This is a genomic window from Jeotgalibacillus sp. ET6 (genome assembly GCF_029667115.1).
Classification (GTDB): Bacteria; Bacillota; Bacilli; order Bacillales; family Jeotgalibacillaceae; genus Jeotgalibacillus.
Genome location: NZ_JARUIU010000001.1, coordinates 515014 through 537508 on the forward strand (window position 1 = coordinate 515014; position 22495 = coordinate 537508).

At 41.3% G+C, this 22495-nt stretch carries 26 protein-coding genes; 1 reads left to right on the top strand and 25 read right to left on the bottom strand.

All coding sequences use genetic code 11. The features are described from left to right. Positions 1 to 13: 13 nt before the first annotated feature. The 10 genes from panD to P6709_RS02645 form a co-directional block, all read right to left on the bottom strand. Positions 14 to 400: an aspartate 1-decarboxylase gene (panD, locus tag P6709_RS02600; RefSeq protein ID WP_278239322.1), complete on the bottom strand. Its 387-nt coding sequence runs from the start codon at positions 398 to 400 to the stop codon at positions 14 to 16. 2 nt (positions 401 to 402) lie between these two features. Then, entirely contained in the window at positions 403 to 1251 is an 849-nt protein-coding gene (gene panC, locus P6709_RS02605) for a pantoate--beta-alanine ligase (RefSeq protein ID WP_278239323.1), read from the bottom strand. Beyond that, positions 1248 to 2087 (bottom strand): 3-methyl-2-oxobutanoate hydroxymethyltransferase, encoded by an 840-nt coding sequence (gene panB / locus P6709_RS02610; protein ID WP_278239324.1) that lies wholly within the window; start codon positions 2085 to 2087, stop codon positions 1248 to 1250. Before panB ends, panC begins: the two co-directional genes overlap by 4 nt. 219 nt (positions 2088 to 2306) lie before the next feature. Further along, complete coding sequence (locus tag P6709_RS02615) at positions 2307 to 3305, bottom strand: biotin--[acetyl-CoA-carboxylase] ligase (RefSeq protein ID WP_278239325.1); 999 nt, start codon at positions 3303 to 3305, stop codon at positions 2307 to 2309. Then, positions 3290 to 4483 (bottom strand): CCA tRNA nucleotidyltransferase, encoded by a 1194-nt coding sequence (locus P6709_RS02620; RefSeq protein ID WP_278239326.1) that lies wholly within the window; start codon positions 4481 to 4483, stop codon positions 3290 to 3292. Before P6709_RS02620 ends, P6709_RS02615 begins: the two co-directional genes overlap by 16 nt. Continuing rightward, positions 4480 to 5619 carry an N-acetyl-alpha-D-glucosaminyl L-malate synthase BshA gene (gene bshA / locus P6709_RS02625; RefSeq protein ID WP_278239327.1) on the bottom strand — a complete coding sequence of 380 codons (1140 nt, stop codon included), beginning with the start codon at positions 5617 to 5619 and terminating at the stop codon, positions 4480 to 4482. Before bshA ends, P6709_RS02620 begins: the two co-directional genes overlap by 4 nt. Beyond that, entirely contained in the window at positions 5620 to 6318 is a 699-nt protein-coding gene (gene bshB1, locus P6709_RS02630; RefSeq protein WP_278239789.1) for a bacillithiol biosynthesis deacetylase BshB1, read from the bottom strand. It lies immediately after the preceding gene. A gap of 17 nt (positions 6319 to 6335) precedes the next feature. After that, the gene (gene mgsA, locus P6709_RS02635; RefSeq protein WP_278239328.1) at positions 6336 to 6710 is read right to left on the bottom strand and encodes a methylglyoxal synthase; all 375 of its coding nucleotides are present in this window, start codon (positions 6708 to 6710) and stop codon (positions 6336 to 6338) included. A 21-nt stretch (positions 6711 to 6731) separates the two neighbouring features. Next, complete coding sequence (gene dapB, locus P6709_RS02640; RefSeq protein ID WP_278239329.1) at positions 6732 to 7541, bottom strand: 4-hydroxy-tetrahydrodipicolinate reductase; 810 nt, start codon at positions 7539 to 7541, stop codon at positions 6732 to 6734. Further along, the gene (locus P6709_RS02645) at positions 7541 to 7882 is read right to left on the bottom strand and encodes a nucleotide pyrophosphohydrolase (RefSeq protein WP_278239330.1); all 342 of its coding nucleotides are present in this window, start codon (positions 7880 to 7882) and stop codon (positions 7541 to 7543) included. Before P6709_RS02645 ends, dapB begins: the two co-directional genes overlap by 1 nt. 81 nt (positions 7883 to 7963) lie before the next feature. Here P6709_RS02645 and P6709_RS02650 point away from each other — a divergent pair, with 81 nt between their 5' ends. Continuing rightward, on the top strand, positions 7964 to 8833 hold the full coding sequence (locus P6709_RS02650; RefSeq protein ID WP_278239331.1) for a YitT family protein: 870 nt from the start codon (positions 7964 to 7966) through the stop codon (positions 8831 to 8833). Between the two features lie 228 nt (positions 8834 to 9061). On the opposite strand, the gene P6709_RS02655 is transcribed toward P6709_RS02650, so the two are convergent. The 15 genes from P6709_RS02655 to aroC form a co-directional block, all read right to left on the bottom strand. Next, a complete protein-coding gene (locus P6709_RS02655) occupies positions 9062 to 9739 on the bottom strand; it encodes a zinc metallopeptidase (protein ID WP_278239332.1) in 678 nt (225 codons plus the stop codon). 56 nt (positions 9740 to 9795) lie between these two features. After that, positions 9796 to 10476 (bottom strand): sporulation protein YpjB, encoded by a 681-nt coding sequence (locus P6709_RS02660; protein WP_278239333.1) that lies wholly within the window; start codon positions 10474 to 10476, stop codon positions 9796 to 9798. Between the two features lie 40 nt (positions 10477 to 10516). After that, positions 10517 to 11125 (bottom strand): DUF1405 domain-containing protein, encoded by a 609-nt coding sequence (locus P6709_RS02665; RefSeq protein ID WP_278239334.1) that lies wholly within the window; start codon positions 11123 to 11125, stop codon positions 10517 to 10519. A gap of 63 nt (positions 11126 to 11188) precedes the next feature. Beyond that, positions 11189 to 11956, bottom strand: a complete 768-nt coding sequence (locus P6709_RS02670; RefSeq protein WP_278239335.1) for a menaquinol-cytochrome c reductase cytochrome b/c subunit — start codon at positions 11954 to 11956, stop codon at positions 11189 to 11191. A gap of 45 nt (positions 11957 to 12001) precedes the next feature. Next, on the bottom strand, positions 12002 to 12676 hold the full coding sequence (gene qcrB / locus P6709_RS02675; RefSeq protein ID WP_041057998.1) for a menaquinol-cytochrome c reductase cytochrome b subunit: 675 nt from the start codon (positions 12674 to 12676) through the stop codon (positions 12002 to 12004). 17 nt (positions 12677 to 12693) lie between these two features. Further along, a complete protein-coding gene (locus tag P6709_RS02680) occupies positions 12694 to 13203 on the bottom strand; it encodes a ubiquinol-cytochrome c reductase iron-sulfur subunit (RefSeq protein ID WP_278239336.1) in 510 nt (169 codons plus the stop codon). A 150-nt stretch (positions 13204 to 13353) separates the two neighbouring features. Further along, positions 13354 to 13812 (bottom strand): YpiF family protein, encoded by a 459-nt coding sequence (locus P6709_RS02685; protein ID WP_278239337.1) that lies wholly within the window; start codon positions 13810 to 13812, stop codon positions 13354 to 13356. Between the two features lie 249 nt (positions 13813 to 14061). After that, positions 14062 to 14607, bottom strand: a complete 546-nt coding sequence (locus P6709_RS02690) for a ReoY family proteolytic degradation factor (protein ID WP_278239338.1) — start codon at positions 14605 to 14607, stop codon at positions 14062 to 14064. A gap of 43 nt (positions 14608 to 14650) precedes the next feature. Further along, the gene (locus P6709_RS02695; RefSeq protein WP_278239339.1) at positions 14651 to 15913 is read right to left on the bottom strand and encodes a tetratricopeptide repeat protein; all 1263 of its coding nucleotides are present in this window, start codon (positions 15911 to 15913) and stop codon (positions 14651 to 14653) included. A gap of 167 nt (positions 15914 to 16080) precedes the next feature. Then, entirely contained in the window at positions 16081 to 17370 is a 1290-nt protein-coding gene (gene aroA, locus P6709_RS02700) for a 3-phosphoshikimate 1-carboxyvinyltransferase (RefSeq protein ID WP_278239340.1), read from the bottom strand. A 16-nt stretch (positions 17371 to 17386) separates the two neighbouring features. Further along, positions 17387 to 18490 (bottom strand): prephenate dehydrogenase, encoded by a 1104-nt coding sequence (locus tag P6709_RS02705; protein ID WP_278239341.1) that lies wholly within the window; start codon positions 18488 to 18490, stop codon positions 17387 to 17389. 90 nt (positions 18491 to 18580) lie between these two features. Next, on the bottom strand, positions 18581 to 19666 hold the full coding sequence (gene hisC, locus P6709_RS02710; RefSeq protein ID WP_278239342.1) for a histidinol-phosphate transaminase: 1086 nt from the start codon (positions 19664 to 19666) through the stop codon (positions 18581 to 18583). Between the two features lie 52 nt (positions 19667 to 19718). Continuing rightward, positions 19719 to 20093, bottom strand: coding sequence for a chorismate mutase (gene aroH, locus P6709_RS02715; protein WP_278239343.1), 375 nt, complete (start codon positions 20091 to 20093; stop codon positions 19719 to 19721). Beyond that, positions 20090 to 21187, bottom strand: coding sequence for a 3-dehydroquinate synthase (aroB, locus tag P6709_RS02720; RefSeq protein ID WP_278239344.1), 1098 nt, complete (start codon positions 21185 to 21187; stop codon positions 20090 to 20092). The genes aroH and aroB overlap by 4 nt, the downstream gene beginning before the upstream one ends. Next, complete coding sequence (gene aroC, locus P6709_RS02725) at positions 21188 to 22360, bottom strand: chorismate synthase (RefSeq protein WP_278239345.1); 1173 nt, start codon at positions 22358 to 22360, stop codon at positions 21188 to 21190. It lies immediately after the preceding gene. Between the last annotated feature and the right edge of the window lie 135 nt (positions 22361 to 22495).

Consider the following 22495-nt stretch of genomic DNA (forward strand, 5'->3'; position numbering starts at 1 on the left):
TAAAAAATCAGATTCAAGACATGATTGTCGCTTCCGGTTCATGGGCAATCATGTCCACAATATCATTATGCTCATTCATAATTGCCACTTTAGGATTGTGATTTACAGCTTGTTCATCGGGTACAAGTTTGTATGAAATCACGATTATGACATCGCCTTCCTGTACGAGCCTGGCTGCAGCGCCGTTCACGCACATAACTCCGCTTCCTCTTTTTCCTTTAATCGTATAGGTTTCAAAGCGTGCCCCATTGTTATTATTCACGATCTGTACTTTCTCATTTGGCAGTATGCCGACAGCATCCATGATGTCTTCATCTATCGTAATGCTGCCTACATAGTTTAAATTCGCTTCTGTGACGCGTGCACGATGAATTTTACCGCTCATCATTGTACGAAACATGATTACTCCTCCTCCAATGTAAAAATAACGTTATCAATCAGCCTTGCTTTCTCGAATTGAACGGCAAGTGCAATAATGATTTTTCCTCTTAGTTTCTCTACCGGCGTTAAATCAGGGAATTGAAGAATTTCTATATAATCAATTTGCCCGCTTGAAGAGGAATTGATCATCTCTGTCATTTCTTTAACTGTTCCCTCAATACCAAGAGCAGGCAGCTGTATTTTGCCTTTCATTAATGCCTGGTAGAGGATGGATGCTTCATTTCTCTCATCGTCAGTTAAATAAACATTTCGTGAACTTTTTGCCAGTCCATCCTCTTCTCTGACCGTTTCCACAGGAACTATTTCTAATGGAAACATCAGTGAATCTGCCAAACCTTGAACGACCGCTGCCTGCTGAGCATCTTTTTGACCGAAATATGCCCGGTCAGGCTGCACCAGATGAAAAAGAATCGTAAGCACGGTAATTACGCCATCAAAATGTCCCGGCCTGGATGCACCGCACATAACGTCTGTCCTTTGCTTCGCCTTCATGGAAATGGAAAGTGAAGAAGGATATATTTCTTTTGCTTCCGGAATGAATAATACATCCACCCCGCTTTGACGGGCTAATATTGTGTCCCTTTCAAGGTCACGTGGATATTTATCAAAATCCTCGTTTGGACCAAACTGGAGCGGGTTAACAAAAATACTCATAACTGTTGTATCACATTCAGAAAGGGATCTTTTAACTAAAGAAAGATGACCTTCGTGTAAAAAGCCCATGGTTGGAACAAATCCAATCGTTTTATCCAGTTTACATTCATTTCGGGCGAATTCAATCATTTGCTTTGCGGAAGTTAAGATAATCACTGGTTCCTGCCTCCATAAAGTGCTGTCCGTTCCTCTTCTTTCATGTTAAAAGAGTGTTCCTGTGCAGGGAATTCTCCTCTTTTCACTTCGTTATTATATTGGCTCAACGCTTCTTCAATTGAAGCGTACACATTCGTATATTGTTTTACAAACTTAGCTAATTTATAATCTCCATACCCAATTAAATCATGGTATACAAGTACCTGTCCATCCGCCTGCACTCCTGCTCCGATGCCGATGGTCGGAATGGAAAGCCGGCCGGTAACCTGCTCTGTTATCTGCTGGGGGATGCATTCAAGCACAACAGCAAACGCTCCTGCCTGCTCGCACTCAATTGCATCCTGAGTTAATTTAAGGCCCTGTTCAGCCGTTTTCGCTTGAACTTTAAATCCTCCTAATACCCCGGCACTTTGAGGCGTTAAACCGAGATGTGCCATTACCGGCACTCCCGCTTCGGTTAACGAGCGGATCATCGGAATCACATTATTTGCGCCTTCAACTTTCACAGCATCAGCTCCAGTTTCCTGAAGCAGCCGGGCAGCATTCTTCAACGTCTCCTGGGTTGACAAATGGTAGGTCATAAAAGGCATGTCCACTACAATAAATGTGTTGGGCGCCCCTCTTTTGACTGCTTTTGTGTGATGAATCATGTCCTCAAGCGTTACCGGAACTGTTGAATCATATCCTAAAACAACCATCCCCAGTGAGTCGCCGACCAGGATCATGTCAATTCCTGCCTGCTCGGCAGCCTTAGCGGCAGGGTAATCATACGCTGTGACCATCGTCACCTTCTCGTTCTTTTCTTTCATTTTCATAAAATCAGTCGTGGTTTTCATTATCTTTCCTCCTCTTATTCAGAGGTACAGAAACATGAATAATGGTCCGAAAAAAATCCTTCTGAATAGACAGAAGGATGTAAGAACAATTCATGGTTTCAATCCTCTGTCCCTGTCACTACTGGATCAAGGCAGAATTATTATTGGATTTTAGATTGCCGTTAAAGGTGCAGTTCATCAGATACTGCCCATATTTAGTATAGCAGATTTTCAAGCATTTTAGCGATTTTTAGCGTTTATCTCAATGTCAGCGGAATATATAGAATGTGTCACTCCCTGATCATCCTCAAGCAAAAGAATTCCCTCTTCCGTAATTCCACAGGCAATACCTGTTAGAACGCCGTTAATTGTTCTTGCAGTAATGTGCCTGCCGATTGAGATAGCATAGCTTTCCCATAAAAGTTTAATTGGAGCAAACCCTTTGTCCATATATAACAAATAATATTTTTCCAAATGGTGCATGATCCGCTGAACAATTGCTGACCTTGATACCTCGCTGCCTGTTTCCATAGCAAGGGAGGTAGCTAATTCATGTAATTCTTTCGGAAAATCTTCCTGCTGCTGATTAATATTCATTCCAATTCCAATAATAAGGGAATGAATTTGTTCACTGTCGGCCTGCAGTTCCGTTAAGATTCCTGTGATCTTGCGGTTATTGACTAAAAGATCATTTGGCCATTTAATTTCCACATTGACATCACACACATCTTCAATCGCCTGCACAACCGCTACTGCAGTCAGCAGGGTGAATTGAGGAGCTTTTTGAGGAGGCAGCACAGGTCTTAATAACAGACTCATCCAAATGCCGGTCCCTTTTGGAGAGTGCCAGGAGCGTGACATTCTTCCTCTTCCGGATGTCTGCTCTTCAGCAATGACCAGTGTACCCTCTGGCGCCTGTTCCTGAGCAAGTTTGTGAGCTATTTTCTGAGTCGAGTCAACCGATTCATAATAATAAATGCTTCTTCCCAATCTCTTCGTTTGAAGGCCGAGCAGGATATCGGTTTCAGTAACAGTATCCTGTTGATTGGATTGAATCAATTTATAGCCCTTTTTTCTTTTAGAATCAATTGTGATCCCGTCTTTCCTTAATTCTTCTATATGCTTCCATATGGCTGTTCTTGAGCATCCAGCTTCTTTAGCCAGCCTTTCTCCCGAAAGATATTCGTCCTGATGGGCAGATAAAGAAGCAAGCAGTGACTCTCTTATTTTTGATGCCATTCTTTCACCCACTTTTTAATTTCAGACTTACTGTTATCCAGACGGCCTTCCAAAATTGCTTTTTCTATGTCTGAAAACAAGCTGCCCATCCATGGTCCCGCAGTGCGGTCTGACCAGGCAATCAGGTCTTTGCCATTAACCACAAGATCCTTTTGGCTGTAAATAGGCAAAGCTTCCCAAAGCTTCCCGATGTTCTGTTCATCACTCTGTAATTGATTTACAGCTGCATATAACCGGTCTGCCTGAATGACGCGTTCTTTTCCCCAAGCATAAACCTCCATAAAAGACCAATAATGATTCATTCTTTGGTAATAGAGCTCAATCATGTCTTTTATATAATTCATTCGCTTTTTTGAAAGCCGCCAGTTTTTCAATGCTGATTCACATTCGCTTTGTTCGAGTTTCAGCATAATTAATGCCCATCTCTGATTGGCAGACAAATGCTGTACGGCCATTTGTCTAAAATCGTTGATTTCTTCTTCTGTTACCGGAAAATGAGGCAAATAAGGTAGAAATTGAGCCTTTACCATATATTCGAGCCCTGTTGTCCAATTCTTTCCCATGAGAAGCTTGTCCATTTCCATTCTTTTTCTTTCAACGGCAATATGCTGAAGCAGCGGAGAAAGCTCATTCATTGAGCCCAGTGTCTTTTCTTCTATTACAAAGGATAATTGAGAAGCAAAACGCGCCCCTCTTAGCATCCTCAAGGCGTCTTCACTAAAACGCTCTTCTGATGCTCCTACCGTCCTTATTAATCCGTTTTCAAGGTCGTGCCTGCCTCCGTATAAATCCGTTACTTCATAGTCTACTGTCATGGCCATGGCGTTTATCGTAAAGTCTCTTCTTTTCAAGTCTTCTTTTAATGAGCGGACAAACTGCACGCCATCAGGTCTCCTGAAATCAGAGTACAAGGTTTCTGAACGGTACGTTGTAATCTCGTATCCTTTACCATGTTCAATGATCATGACAGTTCCATGTTCAATGCCTACATCCACGGTATTTTTGAAAAGAGCTTTTATTTCCTGCGGTGTCGCAGAAGTAGCGATGTCAACATCTGCAACCGGCCTTTTCAGTAAATAATCCCTGACACAGCCCCCTACAAAATAAGCTTCATACCCTCCTCTTTGGATTTTCTCCAACACAGGAGCGGCTTCTTTAAAAGGATCTGAATGACTCATAAGGTCACCTTTTCCTGAAGAACTTTTGCATATATTTCTTCGTACTCCTTCACAATTTTTGTGGAGTGAAATTGCTCATTTACTGTATTCATACAGGATATCGAGAATTTTTGATATTTTTCATCATCCCCGAGTAATTCTTCTGCTTTCGCTACAATATTTTCTATGTCGCCTACTTCGCATATAAAGCCGTTGACACCGTCGCTGATAACTTCCGGAATACCGCCTACATTGGTACCTATACAAGGAACACCACATGCCATCGCCTCTAATGCCACTAAACCAAAACTTTCTTTTTCAGACAAAAGAAGCATAAGATCACTTAATGAATATAATTCTTCTACATTTTCTTTTTTTCCTAAAAAGAGTACATGTTCTTTTATTTCAAGCTGATTCACTTTTTTGCAAATCACAGACATTTCCGGTCCATCCCCCACAAGCAATAATTTTGCAGGTCTTCTTTTTCTGATTTGAGCAAATGACTGAATAACATCTTCAACCCGTTTAACGGCTCTGAAGTTTGAAACATGAATAATCACTTTCTCATCTGGCGAAATACCATATTCCTTCCTCAATTCCTGGGCAGGAACTTTACGATAGACTCTCTCATCAATAAAATTATGAATAACATCCAGTTTTTTGTCAGGAGATATGAGTTCATGGGTCTGCTTTGCTAAAGCATGTGACACAGTAGTCACCCGGTCTGATTCTTCAATCCCAAAACGGATCGCATCGGTTAGAGACGGATCAAACCCTAAAACCGTTATATCAGTGCCATGGAGAGTCGTCACGATTCCAACCGATGACTTTGCCATTTGCTTCCCTAAGATGGCACACACTGCATGTGGGATTGCATAGTGGACATGGAGAATGTCCAGCCCTTCTCTTTTTATAATTTCAGACATTTTATTAGCAAGTGCAATATCATAAGGCGGATATTGAAAAACGGAATAATGATTTACCTCTACCTGATGAAAGAATATATTTGAGTACATTTTATTTAACCTGAATGGAATGCTCGATGTAATAAAGTGTATTTCATGCCCTTTTTCAGCTAGGAGCTTCCCAAGTTCAGTCGCGACAATTCCCGACCCTCCAACAGTCGGGTAACAAGTAATCCCTATTTTTAACTTCATTTAAAATTCTCCTAATAAGTCATGATCCAGTAAGATTAGATGGTCCGTCATGAAACCCTCTGCGTATAAACATCCGGCCTGCTTTCCCGTCAATAGATCTCTCGCTATTACAGAGTCTACATAGCCTTCTGTTAAAGGCGTACTGACTCCTCCTGCGGGTTGAAATTGGCTTTTATATGCAGCAAGTGCCGTTTTCTTCTTTTCAATTTCTGCCGATATATCAGCAGCAAAATCAGGGGTATGTATGCCATTAATCATATAATAATAAACCGGTGCTTTACATATTGGCGCAGCGTCCGGATTGAATTTTCGGATCCCTGCTGAAAACGCGGCTTCTTTTACAAGAGACGAAGCATTTCCGTGATCGGGATGCCTGTCTTCAAAATAAGGTGCGAAGATTATTTTAGGCTGATATTTCCTTATCACATCTACCACGGCTTTTATTTGCTCTTGAGAATTTTGTATGCCGCGATCAGGAATTCCGAGATTTATTCTCTCCATGACACCCAAAACACCTGCTGCTTCTTCCGCCTCCTTTTTGCGGATACCAACACTTCCATTTGAGGAAAGTTCTCCGGCAGTTAAGTCACATAAAACAATTTTCTTTTTGCGTGAAGCCCATTTGGCAATCGTCCCGCCCATCCCTATTTCAATGTCATCGGCATGAGCACCGATTGCCAGAATATCTACTGGCTCTATCATGTTTAAACCACCTTTTAAAATTCGTTTTCCTTTATCGCCTTAACGAGAATCTGAGCCATGCCGATATTTGTTGCCATCGGAATGCGATACACATCTCCAAGTCTGATTAAAGCAGATACATCGGGTTCATGCGGCTGGGCAGTAAGAGGGTCGCGAAAGAAAAACACTGCATCAAGCTGCTGATTGGCAATCTTAGCTCCAATCTCCTGATCCCCTCCAAGCGGCCCTGACTTAAAACAATGAATCGAAAGTCCTGTCCTCTCGTTGACTTTTAACCCGGTGGTTCCGGTTGCAAATAGATCGTGCTGACTGAAAACATCTTTGTGTCTGCTGACAAAGTCCAGCAGCTCTTCTTTTTTCTTATCATGTGCAATTAGAGCAATTTTCACAGATACCCCTCCATTTTCTTATTAATCTAAGATATTTTCCAAACCATAGACAAGTGTGCCTAAATTCATAACCGTTTCTACGCAAATACGGACACCGGACATGAAAGAAGCACGATCATGGGAATCATGGCGAATGGTCAAAAGCTGCCCCTCACTGCCAAACAGAACCTGCTGATGTGCAATGAGACCAGGAAGGCGTACACTGTGAATTTTCATTCCATCAATATCCGCTCCCCTGGCACCTGGAATGGTTTCTTCCTCAGATGGATGGCCCTGCTTTTTAGGTTCACGATTTTCCTTGATCATTTGTGCCGTTTTAATTCCGGTCCCGGATGGTGCATCCAGTTTTTGATCGTGATGCATTTCGATGATTTCTACATCTTCAAAATATTTAGCTGCCATTTGAGAAAACTTCATCATTAATACTGCTCCAATAGCAAAGTTTGGGGCAATAATAACACCAATGTTTCTTTCCTCTGCAAGATCTGTCAGCTCATCCAATTGTCCGCTCGTAAACCCGGTGGTACCGACTACAGGGCGCACATTATGCATCAATGCGGTTTTTGTATGAGCATATCCGGTTTCAGGTGTTGTAAGGTCAATTAAAACATCAGGGGACTTCTCGTCAAAACACTGGTTCAGATCACTGTAGACAGAAACAGTATCGTGAAGATAGGTAAACCCTTCAAGCTCGTTCAGGCTTTTGCCGGTATTCTTGTAATCAATAACCGAAACAAGCTGCATTCCGTCTTGTTCTGAAACCATTTTTACTGCTTCCCGACCCATTCTTCCTCTGGGTCCTGCTATTACAACCTTTATTTTAGCTGCCATTATTGTCCCTTCCCTTCAATACGCGTCCAGCGGTCTTTATCTCTTGTTTTAAACTTAGTCATTACCCGGGTATGTGCTTTTTCCAGGCTGATATTTTGCTGGTTTGCAAAACACGTAATGACAAAAAGGAGATCACCAAGCTCTTCTTCAATGGTGCTTTCATCTTCAGTTGTTTTTTTAAGTTTTTCACCGTAATGATGATTGACTTCTCTTGCTAACTCCCCAAGCTCCTCTGTCATTCTTGCCATCATTGATAAAGGACTGAAGTATCCTTCTTTAAATTGACCTATGTATTGATCCACTTCCTGCTGGATATCTTTAAGTGTCTTATCTTTTTGCATGATTTCCCTCCAATATCAGATTGCTTTCCCTCATTGTTTTGACTATAATTGCTTCGTATGTACAGCAAAGGGGAGATGTTTATGCCATTTGGGTTAAGAATGAAAAATTGTTTGTTTATTTTACTTGGTTCATCCATTTTCAGCTTCGGTATCGTTCATTTTAACATTCAAAACAACCTGGCTGAAGGTGGTTTTACTGGAATTACGCTTTTATTATACTTTATTTTCGATATAAAACCTTCTATAACGAATTTACTCCTTAATATTCCCATATTTATTATTGGATGGCGGCTCCTTGGCAGAAAAGCTTTTTTGTACACCATCCTTGGCACAATAAGTGTATCAGTGTTCCTGGAAGTATTCTACAGATTTCAGTTCTCCATTCCTTTATCAGATGATTTGTTTTTAGCGGCCTTATTTGCAGGAGCGTTTATAGGTGTCGGACTTGGCATTATTTTTCGATATGGCGGAACGACAGGCGGAGTTGATATTATTGCACGGCTTGCTAATAAGTACAGCGGATGGAGTATGGGAAGGACCATGTTCTTATTTGATGCAGTCGTCATCCTTCTCTCACTTGTCACGTATTTAAATTACCGGGAGGCCATGTACACTTTAGTAGCCGTATTTGTTGGCGCCAGAGTCATTGACTTTATGCAGGAGGGTGCTTATGCAGCAAAAGGAGCTATGATCATCTCCCCAGCTCAAAACGAAATAGCAGATCGTATTACACTGGAAATGGACAGAGGCGTTACCGTGCTGACAGGAACCGGCCATTATTCGAAAGAGTCCAGGTCTGTACTTTATTGCGTTGTGGGCAGAAATGAAATTGTGCGCTTAAAAAACATCATTACGTCCATCGATCCACATGCATTTGTTTCTGTAACAGACGTGCACGATGTTTTAGGGGAAGGTTTTACCTTAGATGAAAATAAACGTCCGTTGGAGTAGCAATGAAGGCAAAATCAATTGGAGCCGATAACAAGCAAGAGCCTGAGACAATGATGTCTCAGGCTCTTGACCGGTTTACTTTACTTCAGTCAGATGCTTTTTAAAAGAGGGGGGCAGAAGCCTTCGGGGACCTTGTTTAGATCTTTGGATACCGATATCTCCTGCATAACCTTCCGCTCAGCACCTAACATACATAAGCTATACTGGCTCATAGATAGGGCCAGGGTGTTATTCTTCGCCATTCATTCCCAAAAACATGAAAATAAACCGCATTAATTCAAGCAATGCAATTAATGCCGCAGCTACATACGTCAACGCGGCAGCATTTAATACTTTTTTCGCGTGAGGCTCTTCCTCATTTCGGATAATCCCGCTGCTTACCATCTGGTTCATCGCGCGGGAAGAGGCATCAAACTCTACCGGAAGAGTAACAAATTGAAACAGAACTGCTGCTGTAAAAAACAGAATACCTACGAGATAAAGTCCTGTCAGCTGTAAAATTGCCCCGCCAATGATTAAAAAGATCGACAAGTTAGAACCCAAACTTGCAACCGGAGCTAAAGCAGAGCGGAACTTCAGGAAAGCGTACCCTTCAGCATGCTGTATGGCATGTCCTACTTCATGCGCTGCTACAGCAGCCCCTGCAACTGACATTTTGTGATAATTATCAGGTGATAATACAATTTCTTTTGAACTTGGGTTGTAATGGTCGCTTAAAAATCCTCTGCCGGGTTTGACAGTCACATCGTAAATGTTATTGTCTTCAAGAATCCTTCTGGCTACTTCTGCCCCTGTCATATTGGCAGTCGTCGCAATTTTTGAATATTTTTTATACGTTGTTTTAACGCGTCTATTTGCCCATAAAGGCACAAGCAAAATAACGGCAAAATAAATTAGAAAATCCATAGGGTCCCTCCAAGAAGTATGTTTGATTAAATTTTACCTTTCCCATAGATTTATTGTCAATCAGAATGATTCCGTATTCGTTTTCTTCTTTTTTCTCCGACATATTTTCGCCATGAAGCGTACGTTAAAGCAGAAATCAGTACTCCGCCTGTAACCGTAGATACCAGTACTAAGTTTGACCCTGCTAAATGATCTTCATACCATATTTGAAAGGGTGGTACAGAATTCCCTGGCTGAATCGCAGCAGCCATGACCAGATCTTCTTCAGAAACCGAAGCCTCTTTTATCGCTTCCATGTCATTATTTTCAGCCATCATGTGCAAAACTGGAAGCATCGCATCATACACTTTATTCATGTCCTCAACCGTTCCGGTATTACCTCCGTTATCAGCCAGAGTATGAAAATACCCATTCAAGTATCTTAAATAGTAAACCCTGTCTTCGGTAATATATTCAGCAGCAGAGAGGAATGACCATAACTGAATTAATTTATCCTTATGCATCAAATTATTCGAAGAAAGCACAGAAATCAACTTTGAATAATGCTCTTCAAGAGGTTCTCTTTGTTCATTTGAAAGGGTAAGATACCAGTCATTTAAACGTAATACACCCTCTTCGTAATCTTTGCTCGATATATATTGAAAAATTTCATTAAATTCTGTTTCAGCATAAGTGGTTTGTAAGGGAACTCCAGCAAACAAAATAATTAGTATACATATAGCCCAACCTCTCTTCATGACCATCCCCCCTGCATTAAACTATGCAGAAGGAAAGTCTTTAAGAAGAGTAATTCATCAAGTTACGCTTTGCACTTTTTTTATAAATCACCAGCCAATAAGCCAGTCCAATTGAGGCAATACTGAGCCAAAAAGTGAAGTAGCCAATCTCCATAACAAATTGATCCAAGCTCGAATAAACGGGATACTGACCAAAAACATAATCTATAACATCATTATGTAAAGTCCAAATAGCTGCTAAAGCCAAATGCCACCACGAAAAACGATAAAATGGCGCATATAGGATTCCTTGCAAAGCCATAGCCCCATGAGAAAAAATGAGCATCCAGGCCTGCAGAGAAATGGTTCCTGTTACCTGTCCCGTTAAGATATTCATGACAACAGCCCAGATCCCATATTTAAATAGGGTAACCAGAGCTAGAGCCTCCATTATTTTACACCTTTTACCTAAAAGAAAAAAACCAATAACAACCGTAAAAAATAAGCTCGCCGTAGGACTATCAGGAACAAAAAGCAAAAAGATCGGTTCTGTGTTCATTAACTGATACTCGTACCAGTAATAGCCATAGAGAGTCCCCAGTAAATTCACGGTAAATAATATGATTAAAAAAGTCCTGTTCGTCAACCATGCATAAAGAAGTTCTTTCATGGACCTCACATCCTCACTTTCAAAAAAAAGAGCCAGTCAGCACCGGCTCTTTTTTAATCTTGATTATTCAGCTGAAACTTCTTCAACAAATGCTGCAAGTTCTTCCAATTCTTCATCAGTTCCCTGGAAAAGATCTGCAGGCATATTACCAATTCCATTTACAGCAATATCTGCAATTTCCTCAGCTTCTAATCCTGCCCCTGCAAGTGAAGGAGCAGCAGAACCGCCCTCTAAATTATCACCATGACAGCTTATACATCCCTGTTCCTCATAGATTGCATAACCTGCAGCTTCAGTATCTACTTCCACCTCGGCAACAATTTCACCTTGTGAACGCTGCTTTTCCCAGTCATGGTAAGCAACAGATTCCCATGTAAGGAAAATGGTTGCAGCCACACCAAGCAGCATAAAGCTGGTCGCCAGCGGGCGTTTACCCGGACGGCGTTCAGGTCCTCTATCGATAAATGGCGCCAGCAGCAGTGCTCCAAATGCAATACCCGGAATAACAAATGCTCCGATCACATTGTAAGGACCAGATGCAAAATCATACTTAAGTAATTGATATAAAAATAAGAAGTACCAGTCAGGCAACGGCGTATATCCAGCATCCGTCGGATCTGCAATTTTCTCTAAAGGCGGCTCATGCGCCACTGTTAAAGAAAGGTATCCAATTAAAAATACTGCACCTACCAGCCATTCCTTAAGTAAAAAGTTTGGCCAGAAAGCTTCCGTTTTACCCGGGAATTCCGAATAGTCCTTCGGAATATTCGGTTTACGATTTGCAGGTACTCGTGAATCACCTACAAATTTCATCCCTTTTCCGCGATGCATAGCTTTTCCCTCCTTTATTTCTCTAAATGGATGAGCAACTCAAATTTAAAGTGGTCCCGAAATACCTTGTTTACGAATCATGATAAAGTGAGCTGCCATGAGTCCAAGAAGAGCTCCAGGCAAGAAAAACACATGAATCGCGAAGAAACGTGTTAAGGTTTGAGCACCTAAAATGGTTGGATCACCAGCAAGAAGCGTTCTGATCTGTTCTCCAATGAATGGAGTAGCTGCTGCAATCTCGATTCCTACTTTTGTAGCGAATAATGCTTTCATATCCCATGGAAGCAGGTATCCAGTGAAACCAAGTCCAAGCATAACGAAGAAAATAAGTACACCAACAACCCAATTCAATTCACGAGGCTTTTTATATGCCCCGGTAAAAAATACCCGTAAGGTATGAAGAAATAGCATAACGATTACCAAACTGGCTCCCCAGTGATGCATACCACGCACAATAACACCAAAGGCTACTTCATTTTGAAGATAATAAACGGATCTCCATGCATTTTCAATATCCGGAACATAGTACATTGTTAAAAACATACCGGACAGGATTTGGATGACAGTTACAAAGAATGTAAGACCGCCGAAACAGTACACAAACGCAGAAAAGTGATGAGCAGGGTTTACGTGCTCAGGCACTTCATGGTCCGCGATATCACGCCACATTGGTGTAATATCCAATCGTTCGTCGACCCAATCATAAATCTTATTAAGCACCAATTACGCCCCCTTTACTATACAATCTTGTTTGGTACAACCTGTCCGAGCTGTAAAATCCCATCATCGCCTACTCTGGCTTCAAACTGATCCAGAGGAGCCGTTGGCGGCGTTCCCGGTACATTCTTACCATTTTTTTCATATAAACCGTTATGGCATGGACAGAAGAAACGATTTGGATCGCTCTCTCTTCCTTCCCAGCTTACCGTACATCCCAAATGCTTGCATGTAGGGCTAAGTGCCACAATTTCTCCCGCTTCATCAAGGTACACCCAAGCTGTTTGTGTAACATCAGAAGTATACCATGCATCAACTTGTTCAAAAGTGAAATCAACACGAATCGGCGTCTCTGATAATTCATCTTCAGACGTGCCGGTTGTAATAAAGTCCCCTCCTGCTTCAGCAGTAAGAACTGGATCGATAGCAAACCGCACCATCGGCATGAGCATTCCTGCCGCCATGAAACCGCCTACACCCGTAAGTGTATAATTTAAAAATTGACGACGTGAAACACGTTGGTTACTCATTATTTTCCCCCCTCTATCTTCAGGTCAGTCCGTCCGGACATATTTCGCACAAATATATAACTAGGACATATTCATGATATATCAATATATTATCAAGGTCAATATTGCGTTGACCCTTTTCAATTGGACAATGTGAAGTTTTTTTGAACGTTAATTTGTTTGCCACTTTTGCACAATTAATTTTACCAATTGATTTACTTGATCATCAATGATTTTTCTTTTGTATTTCTCCTCCATATGTTCAAGCGGAATAGAAGGCATCCAAATCAAATTCCCGCCGAGATCTTGTTCAAATTCTTTCCACTCTATATCTGAAGTCAGGCAAAATACATGTTCAAATTGATTCTCCTTGAATTCTTCAATCCATTCCTGAAGTTTTTCGGTCTCCCCTTTACCTTTTCCGCTTATATAAGTAAAAGGAGGAACCAGAAGCATTCTTCCTTTAAACTGTTTTTCCAGGAGATTTGTCAGCAGTGTAATAAACTCTGCCTGTTCAGCTTCCTGTTTGGTCCGGTCCGTAAAACTGATTGGAAGTATTGGAACAATAACAGTATCAATATAGGCTTTTTCTTTTAAATATAAACCGATTTCTTTAGCATTCCATAACATTGCAAATTTACCCCCATTTCTTTATCTTTTGTAGTTTACCATAAAAAAAAGAGCCTGGGACAAAAGTGTCTCAAGCTCTCTGACCTGTCAGCTGCACTTCAAGCGGACTCTTTCCACAGGGACGGCGGCTTGTGCCGTTCATATCCCTCAAAGAGTCGCCGCCTTCAGCTCAGCTAAACTCATACAATTGATAAAAAAGTACTCATTATTAAAACTTTTTTGAGTTTTGCCCAACCACTAAAAAGTTATTTATAAAAGTGTAACATTCTTTAATTCTTCAGTCAGTTTTGTAAATGTTTCATGGTCCTGAGCATCCAATGCGCGGTCTATCTCATCGAGCAGCTTTTGTCTTTTAAATGTGACAATGCTTTCCTTTAAGAACTGTTCGGCGACAATTCTGTCTTTTTCCGTAATACGCAAATATTTCGGCATAAAAGGATTCTCCTCCATGACTGCCGCATACTGATGAGTAGCATGGGAAGCATGGAAATTAAGCTGGATAAAAATATCTTCTTCCCGATGAAGGCGTATATCATGAAACGATTTTTCAGCATCCGTAGTCATGATATTGCCTTTATAAAACCGGAATGCTACGTCATCTACACATTGAGTTGACATAACGATTCCTCTCGGGCAATATTGGGCTTCCTCGACAAAATGCAGATTTTCCATTAATTCATCGTGACTCATTAGGTAATTTAATATCCACACAGACTCTCTTCTTTTAAGCTGGTAATGATTTAAGAACCATCTTATAAAATCTTTTTTTTCGTGTACTGAAACTGGTGCGGCCATGCGATCCCCCCCTTTACCCTTTAATCAGTATGACGACAGGTATTTACATCTGCTCCAGACGCTCAAGTGTTTGCTGCCAATCTTCATTTGTAGGATCCTTTTTAGCAAGCTTCAGAAAGATTTCCCTGGCTTCTGACAGCCTGCTTTCTTCTAAAAGAAACAATCCATAATCCTCAAGAAAATCTATATGATCATTATATACCACATATGCTTGGGTATATTCATCAGATGCTTTCTCAAATTCTTCAAGCCACTCAAATGCCTTTGCAGCATCCCAGTGAAATTGAGGGTCGCTTTCCCCGGCGCTTTCAACAACATTGATCACTTCCAGAATGTCTTCTGCTTTTTCCTGTTTTATAAGTAGCCTGTTTAATAAAAGAGCGGCTTCTAAAAAGTTGGGATCAAGGGCGATCGCCTGTCGGAGATTGGACTCAGCGTTACGTTCATTTCCTTCTTTCAAGTATAATTTTCCAGTATATAAATAAAGTTCTTTGTTAAAAGGATCGGCCTTTAATCCATTTTCAGCTGACTCCAACGCTTCTTCAAGCTGTTCCTCATGCTCATAGGCTTTGGCAAGAAGAAGATAGGCTGAATGGTACTCAGGGTCAATTTCAATAACCTCAGATAAAATTTCTATGGAGGTTCTATGATGTGAAGCCTGAAAAGCTGTAAACCCATATCCAAAGAGTGTATTGATTTCTCTGCTGTCTTCAAGAGCTTTTTCGTAATAAGGAAGTGCTTCCTCAAAAGCACCGCCTGCGCTGTAGCATTCGCCCAGCCGCTGCTGAATATGAACTCCTGCTATTTCTTTAATGTCGTGATTGAGCACTTCTTTGTAATGTCTGATTGCTTCTAAAAAGCGTCCCTGCTCATTATATAGTTCAGCGAGTGCAAACTGAATAACCGGTTCATCAGGCAGCTTTTGCACAGCCTGCTTCAATTTTCTTTCACTTACCTCGAACAGACCCTGCATTTGATAAAGATCAGCAGCAAGGAGCAATGATCTTGGATAAAACTCATCATTGCTATTTATATTATCAAGCTGCAGCAATGCTTCTTCAGCCTGATCCATTTCAACTAATGTTTCTGCGAGCAGAATTTTCAGCTCCGCTTCATCTGGATAACTTTCAATAAGGAGCTCAAATAATTCCTTCGCCTGTTCCAGAAAGCCAAGTTGAAAAAGTTCTTCAGCGAGCTCAAATTTTTCATCATCAGTGCCTGTTTTTTTTACCTCCGAAAATTCTTTTAATCCCTGTTCTAATTTGCCGTCGTGCAATGATTGGATCATTCGATTTGATGCATTCACGCTTTGGTCCCTCATTTCCTTCTCTTAAATCTATTTTATATCCTAAGAAAAATCCAGCCAATTAGCAAATTATACCCTTTGGAAATCACTTAAAAAGATAATTCGTCAAAACATAATGAATATCCTTTTAAAAATAAAAAAAAGTAAACGATGCCGCTCGACACCGTTCACTGATTATTTGTAATGGTCTCCAAATGAGATAAAAAGTCAGGATAGGATACACTGATCGCTTCAAAGTTTTCGATCTGAACTTCTTCACCTGTCAGCAAAGAAGCTACGGCAAGCATCATGCCAATACGGTGATCCCCTCTGGAACTGACTCTTCCTCCATGAAGAGGTGCCGGTCCATGAATTTTCATTCCATCTTCAGTTGCCTCTATGTCTGCCCCAAGTTTTTTTAATTCCTGAACGACAGCATCGATGCGATTCGTTTCTTTTACTTTCAATTCTTCAGCGTTTCTAATGGTGGTTGTCCCATTTGCCTGGGTAGCAAGTAAAGCAATAATCGGGATTTCATCAATCAGTTTAGGTATGATCGATCCCCCTATATCAATCGCCTTTAGCTGGCTGCTTTTTATTAAAAGGTTTGCTACTGGCTCTGCTTTTTCTTCTTCAGTGTGGATCGTCAAGTCTGCTCCCATCTTAATCAGCACATCAATCATTCCATCCCGTGTAGGATTGACACCTACATCGGTAAGCATCAGCTCACTGCCTTTAACTGCCGCACCCGCTGCCAGAAAAAAAGCTGCTGAGGAAATATCCCCCGGAACCTGTACCGTCTGGCCTTTGAACTGCTGTCCGCCTTCGATCGTTAAACGATTATGCTCACGTTTTATGGACCCGCCAAAATGCTTGATCATCCGTTCAGTATGATCTCTTGTTTTTTCGGGTTCGATAATTGTTGTGGCGCCCTCCGCCTGGAGCCCTGCAAAGATGATGGCTGATTTTAATTGCGCACTTGCAAGCGGCATAACAAATTCAATCGGGGAAAGCTTTCCTCCTCTAATTGAAATAGGAGTATACTGGCCATTTTCCCTCCCGTCAATATTCGCACCCATCTGCTTAAGAGGGTCTGTTACACGGCGCATAGGACGTGTAGCGATGGAGTCATCTCCTATGACAACAGAATGAAATGGAAGCCCTGCTAAAATTCCAAGTAAGAGTCGGGTAGTTGTGCCTGAATTCCCAACATCAAGCACGTCTTTCGGCTCTTCAAGTCCTTGAAACCCCACACCATGTATAACAATTTCATCATCCTTCTCATCAATCTGCACTCCCATGCTTCGAAAGCACTTGATTGTGCTTAAACAGTCGTCTCCTTTTAAAAAGCCTGTGACTGTCGTTTTTCCATGAGCTAATGCTCCGAACATGATGGAGCGGTGAGAAATAGATTTATCACCCGGTACTTTGATGGAGCCTTTTAATACAGGGTTTTGAAAAAAAAGAGAATGGATCATCAGAAAGCTCCTTTCATTACACTATAAAAACCTCATAAGGTGTAGCAGACCTTAAGCATATTTCACCTTTTTTACGGTCTTCTTCCGTTTGAAAGCTGATAGCAAGTACACCGTATATGTCTTCTCTTGTTTCCATTATTCTAATATTGACAATACTGATTGCTTCTTTTGCCAAATGGCCGGTTATTTCATGAATGATGCCTGGATAGTCAGGGATATCTACAAAAAGGTCATAAAATGAAGGGATGGCTCCTTTTTGAAGAATGGGCATATCATCTCTGAAGTTTTTAGCTTCTTTAAAATATAGGTACATGGCTTCAGAGTCTTCCTCATCCAGAAGTTCAACTACTTTTTGCATTTCTTTCTGCCAGCCCTCCAGAAGACTCTTAAGTACGCCTGTATTATGCATTGTGATATCCCGCCACATAACAGGGTCAGAGGAGGCGATTCTTGACAAGTCCCGAAATCCGCCTGCTGCAAGTCTGGAAACCAGCGGCTGCCTGGTATGAACTTTTTTTACCTGATGAACAAGAGAACTGGCTACTATATGAGGAAAGTGGCTGACGATTCCAGTAATTTCATCATGCTCCATCGGATCTACGACCAAAAACTTCGCTCTGGTTCCAGCAAGCCATTTTTTTAATTGCTCCACCTGGTACTCAGTCGCACAGCTGCCAGGTGTCAATAAATAAAATGCATTTTCAAACAATAATACCTTCGATGCTGCAACTCCGCTTTTATGAGAACCGGCCATGGGGTGTCCTCCAATAAACGAGTACCCCTTTTCAGCAAGCAGACCCGCCTTATGCATAATTCTATTTTTAGTACTGCCTACATCCGTTATGATTGCATTTTGCTTTAACTGCCAAGAAGAAATTTCATCAATCAATTTTTCAGTTTGAAACACCGGTGTGCATAAGAAAACCAAATCTGCTTTTTCTACATCCCGCTGTAAATCTGAGCCTTTTTCTGATATGGCATTCATCGCTTTAGCAAGACGGATTTCCTTTCGGTTTAAATCGTAGCCAATAACATGTGCACGGGGGTTCTCCTGTAAAATTGATAAACCAATAGAACCTCCAATTAAACCCAAGCCAATAATTACAACCGTTCCTTCCATATAACCACACCTTACTTTAGCGCTATGAACTTTTTTTCTATAATTATAATCATGTACCTTACGTGCTTATTTGTTCATATGGCATGTAGATCAGCTTTTAAGAATTTCTTTCAGGACGCTTATAATTTTTTCGTTTTGCTCCTTTGAACCAATGGTGATTCTTAGAGCTGTCGGGTATCCTAAAGCCTGGCCGCTGCGGACTATGTAGCCTTTTTTCATCAGCTCTTGAAAAAGAAGATCTCCATCACGTTTAAAATCAATTAAAATAAAATTGCCCTGCGACGGAAAATAGGATAGTCCCGCTTCTTCACAAAATTGATAGTACTGCTCTAAACCTAAACGGTTCTGTTCCCGGCAGTTTTTCAAAAACGATTCATCTTCTAAAGCGATTTGAGCAGCGGTCTGTCCTAATACATTTGTGTTAAAAGGTTCTCGTACAGGTTCAATTGCCCGGATGATGGCAGGAGAAGCCATTCCGTATCCTACCCTGAATCCTGCAAGCCCATATGCTTTGGAAAACGTTCTGGTTACTAAAAGATTCGGATAAGACTCGAGCAGTGAAACGGCATCATAATAATCATCCGCGACTGCATATTCATGATAGGCTTCATCAAGCACAATTAGTACATGCTTTGGAACAAGATCCAAAAACGAAATTAACTCCTGTTTATTTATATATTTTCCGGTGGGATTGTTAGGGCTGCATACCCAGACAATGGCTGTTTGTTCGTTAATTGCCTCTGCCATTTTTTGAAGATCATGCGCACCGTTTATTAGTGGAATTTCGATGGCTTCAGCACCTTCAATAATGGCGTTGTGTTTATACTGCGGAAAACTCGGTGCAGGCATAATGGTATTTTTTCCGGTCTCGAGCATCGCACGGGAAATGATTTGAATAATTTCATCTGATCCATTCCCCAAAATGAATTGTTCGGGAGAAAGGGAATATTTGTTAGCAAGAGAATCACGTAAATTAGTTGCGTAGCCATCCGGGTAAATAGCATGATTTACTCCATTTTCCTTAAACCATTCATTTACCTTTGGTGAACAGCCAAAGGGATTTTCATTGGAAGCAAGTTTTACAATTTCACTTAGTCCGAATTCTTTTTTTACCTCATCTGATGGTTTTCCTGGTTTGTAAGGAACTAAATTTGTGATCTGCGCTTTAATATTCATGTACATCATCCAATCTATTTATATAGTAGGTTTATAATGAATGAGCTATTGTTTACGATCCATTATTCATTGTCAGATCCGGTCTTAATTTAACGGCATTTTCCTGGTAGATATGGTGGATCTCCTTTTGCGGTTTTGCTGTGTTTACATGCATCATCACTCTTACACAAAAAGGTAAAGCATCTTTAACAGGGATCTCCTGCATGCACATAACAGGAACATGACGCCAGTTTTCAAACTGCCGAATCGCTTTAGCCGGAAAAGCTGATGAAATATCCGGAGTAACAGAGATGAAGACAGATGCCACAGTTTCCGGATCCACCTTATTTTTCTCTATCATTTCTTCTAACAGCTTTTGGGATGCAGCAAGAACGTATCCTTCCTGGTCTGCTGTTATCGTTGTTGCTCCTCGTATTCCTCTAATCATTCTATCTCTCCTTTAGTGCTTCGAATCAGTCGATCCGCTTCTGCCAATTCACGGATTTCTATTTTCTGCAACACCGGCTTTCCTATATCCTCAAGTAAAACAAATCGAATTTCACTGTCAATTGTTTTTTTATCTTTTAACATAAGTTGAAGCAGGGAATCAAATTCAGCTTCTTCAGGGGGTGCCGCTGCATAGCCTAATTTTTTAATCCATTGAATAAATTCAGGGATATCAAAGGCAAGATTTTTGTATTTTCTGCTTAAATATAAGGAATAGATCATTCCCACCATAATAGATTCCCCGTGGCTCCACTTCCCATAACCGGCCCAAGCTTCTAATGCATGACCATATGTATGACCGAAATTTAAAAATGCTCTGATTCCCAGCTCTTTTTCATCTTTTTCGACGATCGATGATTTGATTTCAATTCCTTTTTTTAACGAATCAATCAGCAGATGATGGTCCAAATTATCCAGAGTGTTTAATTCAGTCATTAATTCCTGAAGCCAGCGCGGGTCAGCAATCATGGCATGCTTAATCACTTCCGCAAACCCTGATCTGACTTCCCTGACCGGCAGAGATTCCAAAAAGTGACTGTCATAAATAACAGCTGCTGGCTGGTGAAAGCTGCCTGCCATATTCTTTCCTAAAGGATGGTTTATGGCCACCTTTCCCCCTACGGCACTATCGTGAGCCAGGATAGTGGTAGGAAGCTGGATAAAGCGAATCCCCCGCATATAAGTAGCCGCTGTAAATCCCGCTACATCTCCTGTAGCTCCTCCTCCACAGGCTATTATAAGTGAATGTCTATCCAGTCCCTCTTGAAGAGCGAAGCCAATCGCATTCTGATAAACTTCAAACGATTTTGCCTTTTCTCCCGGGGGAGTAATAAACGTTGATACTTTAACGTGAGGTGGCAATTGTTCTGTAATATAGTTCTGATGCAGGGTATACACAACTTCATCTGCGATCAGCAGGACTGACGTTACGGCTGGCTTTAATTGAGACACATAGCCGCTTAGCTTCTTAATTGCACCATTGCCCAAAAAAACAGGATAGGAAGAATGATCCGTTTTAACCGTTAACGTTTCCATTTAAAATCCCTTTGTGTAGTCACGGTACTGACTGACTGATTTACTAAAGTGATCCATACGGTCACTTTCAAACTGTTCAACTAAAGCTGATGCGACTTCCCACGCAACAACCGCTTCAGCAACAACCGCCGCTGCAGGGACCGCACAGCTATCTGATCGTTCAATGCTCGCTGTAAAGGGCTCCTTCGTTTCTATGTCCACACTTTCAAGTGGTTTATATAACGTCGGAATGGGCTTCATAACGCCTCTAACAACAATTGGCATGCCTGTTGTCATTCCGCCTTCAAAACCTCCGAGATTGTTTGTTTTTCTTGTGTACCCATTTTCCTCAGACCACGCAATTTCATCATGAACCTGGCTTCCAAAATGCTTTGCCATTTTAAATCCCATGCCAAATTCAACTCCTTTAAAAGCGTTAATGCTCATAATGGCAGCTGCTATTTTAGCATCAAGCTTTCGATCATAGTGGACATAGCTTCCTACTCCGGCAGGCATTCCCTCTATCACGACTTCAACAACACCACCGATAGTATCGCCCTTCTTCTTTGCCTGATCAATAGCTTCTTTCATTTTTTCTGAAGCATCGGGATCCACACAGCGGACTTCACTGCTTTCTGCGCGCTGACGAATTTCTTCAACTGAATGAACATTTTCCGTATTTGCGGAGATGCCGCCAATTTCCTTTACATGACATGAAAGTTTGATGTCCAGTTCCTCAAGAAGCTTCTGTGCAACGGCGCCTGCTGCTACCCTGACTGTGGTTTCCCTTGCAGAGGAGCGTTCCAAAACATTTCGCATATCTCTGTGGCCATATTTCATGCCGCCATTTAAATCGGCATGCCCTGGACGCGGTCGGGTTACTTTCCTTTTTACTTCATCCTCTTCATGCTCAGTCAATGATTCTGCGCCCATAATTTTTGTCCAATGTTTCCAGTCTTTGTTTTCTACTACTAGTGCTATGGGAGAACCCAGTGTCCTGCCATGCCGCACACCGCTTTGGATTTGTGCCTGATCTGTCTCAATCTGCATTCTCCTTCCGCGTCCATAGCCCTTTTGCCTTCTTGCCAGATGTTTATTTATATCTTCTGAAGCCAGCAGCAAGCCTGCCGGCAGCCCTTCAATAATTGTTGTTAATTGGGGTCCATGTGATTCTCCTGCGGTTAAATATCTCATTTCACTTTCTCCCTTCAACTCGCTAAAGCAATTTTGATACACTATATCATACTTTTTAAGCTATATGTAGTCAATAACAGGATCTTTTGAATTTCTGCATTTAACTGGCCATTCATCCCTATACTCCCCTTCAAA

Bases quoted from the DNA above. Each gene is read 5' to 3' on its own strand.
- P6709_RS02690 (WP_278239338.1), bottom strand. From the start codon at position 14,607: ATGGCCGCACCAGTTTCAGTACACGAAAAAAAAGATTTTATAAGATGG.
- dapB (WP_278239329.1), bottom strand. From the start codon at position 7,541: ATGGCAGCTAAAATAAAGGTTGTAATAGCAGGACCCAGAGGAAGAATG.
- P6709_RS02615 (WP_278239325.1), bottom strand. From the start codon at position 3,305: ATGGCATCAAAAATAAGAGAGTCACTGCTTGCTTCTTTATCTGCCCAT.
- P6709_RS02685 (WP_278239337.1), bottom strand. From the start codon at position 13,812: ATGTTATGGAATGCTAAAGAAATCGGTTTATATTTAAAAGAAAAAGCC.
- aroA (WP_278239340.1), bottom strand. From the start codon at position 17,370: ATGATCCATTCTCTTTTTTTTCAAAACCCTGTATTAAAAGGCTCCATC.
- P6709_RS02670 (WP_278239335.1), bottom strand. From the start codon at position 11,956: ATGCATCGCGGAAAAGGGATGAAATTTGTAGGTGATTCACGAGTACCT.
- P6709_RS02705 (WP_278239341.1), bottom strand. From the start codon at position 18,490: ATGGAAGGAACGGTTGTAATTATTGGCTTGGGTTTAATTGGAGGTTCT.
- P6709_RS02620 (WP_278239326.1), bottom strand. From the start codon at position 4,483: ATGAGTCATTCAGATCCTTTTAAAGAAGCCGCTCCTGTGTTGGAGAAA.
- hisC (WP_278239342.1), bottom strand. From the start codon at position 19,666: ATGAATATTAAAGCGCAGATCACAAATTTAGTTCCTTACAAACCAGGA.
- P6709_RS02660 (WP_278239333.1), bottom strand. From the start codon at position 10,476: ATGAAGAGAGGTTGGGCTATATGTATACTAATTATTTTGTTTGCTGGA.
- aroH (WP_278239343.1), bottom strand. From the start codon at position 20,093: ATGATTAGAGGAATACGAGGAGCAACAACGATAACAGCAGACCAGGAA.
- P6709_RS02650 (WP_278239331.1), top strand. From the start codon at position 7,964: ATGCCATTTGGGTTAAGAATGAAAAATTGTTTGTTTATTTTACTTGGT.
- P6709_RS02655 (WP_278239332.1), bottom strand. From the start codon at position 9,739: ATGGATTTTCTAATTTATTTTGCCGTTATTTTGCTTGTGCCTTTATGG.
- P6709_RS02680 (WP_278239336.1), bottom strand. From the start codon at position 13,203: ATGAGTAACCAACGTGTTTCACGTCGTCAATTTTTAAATTATACACTT.
- P6709_RS02665 (WP_278239334.1), bottom strand. From the start codon at position 11,125: ATGAAAGAACTTCTTTATGCATGGTTGACGAACAGGACTTTTTTAATC.
- aroB (WP_278239344.1), bottom strand. From the start codon at position 21,187: ATGGAAACGTTAACGGTTAAAACGGATCATTCTTCCTATCCTGTTTTT.
- panB (WP_278239324.1), bottom strand. From the start codon at position 2,087: ATGAAAACCACGACTGATTTTATGAAAATGAAAGAAAAGAACGAGAAG.
- bshA (WP_278239327.1), bottom strand. From the start codon at position 5,619: ATGAAGTTAAAAATAGGGATTACTTGTTACCCGACTGTTGGAGGGTCG.
- aroC (WP_278239345.1), bottom strand. From the start codon at position 22,360: ATGAGATATTTAACCGCAGGAGAATCACATGGACCCCAATTAACAACA.
- panD (WP_278239322.1), bottom strand. From the start codon at position 400: ATGTTTCGTACAATGATGAGCGGTAAAATTCATCGTGCACGCGTCACA.
- P6709_RS02645 (WP_278239330.1), bottom strand. From the start codon at position 7,882: ATGCAAAAAGATAAGACACTTAAAGATATCCAGCAGGAAGTGGATCAA.